This window comes from Chitinophaga sp., assembly GCF_036566945.1.
GTDB lineage: Bacteria > Bacteroidota > Bacteroidia > Chitinophagales > Chitinophagaceae > Chitinophaga.
On sequence record NZ_DATCVJ010000269.1, the window covers coordinates 1 to 2,920 of the forward strand.

A 2,920-nucleotide genomic window follows, 5' to 3' on the forward strand; every position below is an offset into this window, starting at 1 on the left:
ACCCGATGGCTACTCCAAAAATATTGAGGAAGCTGTAAGTCTTGTTTTTCCAGAGATTCCTTAATGTGATCTTGAAGTAGTTTTTAAACATCATAGCATATACACCTTTTACAAAAATAGTGCGGTTTCCTAAAAGACCAAGATAATGCCATGGTGGGAGGGATTGATAATTAGTTGTTTAGGTAATGATGGCTGTCCGGTTTTGGGGGAGGGGTGTCCGGATGTGGACAATGGGGGGCTGCTGTGAGTCGGGCGATGGCAAACAACCGGATGATCATGGGCCGCTCTGGGGGAGCGGCCCATATCCTTAACTCGTCCGCTTCGCCTTTTTCAACGCAATCTTATACTTATCCGGTGTACCCGAAATGTTCAGATTCATAAAACGGATCTTCTTATCCTTATCCCGGACTTCAATAGCATCCACCTGGTCCACGTTCACCTCTTCCTGTTGCCGGCCAAATAGCGCCTGGAAACCCACCTGGGTTACCATCTTCATGGGGATGCGCAGGAAATAGTTCATGCTCATATCCAGCGATTGACTGCCCGATACTTCTATATACCCCAGGGAAGAATTGATGCTCATATTCGGAATTTCCAATACGCCGTTTTTGAGCGTGAGCTTATTACGAAGCGTATCAAATCGTACCATGCGTAGGTTCTTGTCTTTGAAATACCCGGCCATGGCCTGCATAGGACCAAAGTCCAGCAAGGTGCCGTTATGGATTTCGATATCCATCTGTGACTCCGTTTCATTGAGTACCGGTGTAAGATCCGGGTGCATACGTACATAACTCTTGATATGTCCGCTCAGCGTGCCTTTCAGGTTGTTGTTCAAGACAAAGTCCTGCCCGAAATTATCAAATTTGATGAGCAGTTTGGAGAGGTCAACATTTTCCAGGTAAATACCATTTTTGAAATACAGCTTTTTCGGATCGCTGGCATTGAACATCCCCCGCATGGCGATGTGTCCGCCGGCGATGTTCATGGCAATGGTATCAACCTTTATTTTCTGGTCTTCCCGCATATGGACATTGGCGAGTACATTTTTCAGCCATAACTTTTTGTACTTGACTTTCTTCACATCTACCTGCGCTTCAAATTCAGAAAAAGGAATATTGAAGATATTAAAACCTGCGGCATGCAGGGAGTCGTTCTCCTTTACTGTGGTGTGTTTCACCGGCGCGGCAGTGGCCACCGGATGCTCGCTGAAATCATAGTTCATCAGCTCATCAATGTCCAGCAGCTCAGATTTAAAGCGGAAGTAGTTACTTTTCTTTTCTTTGTTTTTACGCTTGCCTACGGCGTAACGCATGTTCAGGTCAAAGTCGGTGCGACCTATTTTTCCGGCCAGCGTATCTACTACAATAAACCGGTTATTTCCATAACGAATCCTGCCGGTTACTTTTTCGATGTTGATCGGATGCGCTTTTAATGTGCCGGAAATATTGGCGATACGGGCATCTATTTTCTTGAAAACGGTATCGTATTTAATCTCCATTTTGCTCCGCAGCCAAACATTATTGGCCTGCTCATACCAGTAGCCTTGCGGAATAAATTTATGGCCACGCTGACTGATCAGGTCATTCACTGCCAGGCGGTTCGACTTAAAGTCGAAAGCAACCGTAGTATTGCCCTTTTTGATCTTATCAAACCAGATCGCGTAGTTATTCAACCGGCCTTTGAAGGCAAAGCCGCTGCTGTCGATGTTTCCACTGAAATTAGGCACTCGTAAACTGGTGTCATTAATCACCACTTCCGCGTTAAAATCATGCAGGGCATGCGGGTATTGCTGGAATTTGGCATACAGCTTTTCTACCTTGAAAGTGCCATGCGGCAAAGGTGTAGGATGTAACAACTCATTCACAGATGTTTCCAGTGCCAGGCCTATATTAAACCCGGTGATCACTTCTTTAGATAAAATAGGGTGGGTGGAATCAAATTTATATAATTCTCCCAGCTGCAAACGCTTACTGGAGGCGCTGAAGTTAACGGCTACCGGTTTATTCTGCTGGTGAAACAATGCAGGGATATCACTTACAGATCCCTGTGCCAGTATATCGGAGCTGCCTATACGAAAAGCAATAGAATCCAGCTGAAGGCGTCCCTGTTCTATCTGTGCATGCACATTCATGTTTCTCACCGGCAGATGATAGCCGGGGATACGGAACTCCAGGTTCTTTACGGTGAGTTCACTTTGTACGCCTTCTTTCAGTTTGGCTAAACTTTCTTCCGGAATACGCAGGTCTACCATTTCCCGGAAATTCATGTTCAGCTTTATTTCGCCACTGATTTGCTCCAGGTCTTTGATGCCCAGGAATTCTCCCACAAACCGCAGGTTCAGCTCAGAATAAAGCTGCATGATGATCTGCGGATCCGTAAAATTCTTCATCACAAAGTTTCCTTTGAATACCCCGGTACCCGGTCTGGCGTTGAAGTTCAGCACATGCAGCTCAGAGGTTTGCAGGTTATGCGCGGCGCCGTTGGTATAGTATCCTTTAAAGCCCATGGAATCTACCTTACGATCTACTTTTTTGTTTTGAAACCATACGTTTTCGCAGCCGAAATTGAACTCCATCAGCGGCATGATGCCTTTTCCAATTGCTCCTTTGATGATGCCATCAAAGAAAATGCGGCCATCATGTTTGTATTTGTCCAGCATGTCGGCCACGTCTTTAGGTACCATGGCCAGCAACAGGTTGATGTCGGGTTTGTCGCCTTTCACTTTAAGGTCTACATAATGTTCGCTGGCCGTTCCTTGTAGTAACAAAGAAGCTTCTTCCAAACGGATGGTGCCCGGTGGCAGGGTGAGTTGTTTCTTCTGTTTGTCGTATTCCGCACTCAGCTTAAAACTCAGCTGCTTATGCCGAAACAACGAAGTATCTGTTTTACCGGTAACATCTATCAGCAGCTTACTATCCAG

General features: G+C 45.8%; 1 protein-coding gene. It reads right to left on the minus strand.

Going from position 1 to position 2,920, the window contains the following annotated elements; translation table 11 throughout:
• Positions 1-307 precede the first annotated feature (307 nt).
• The coding region (locus tag VIP81_RS07860) for an AsmA-like C-terminal region-containing protein (protein ID WP_331958132.1) at positions 308-2,920 on the minus strand (2,613 nt) is incomplete at its 5' end.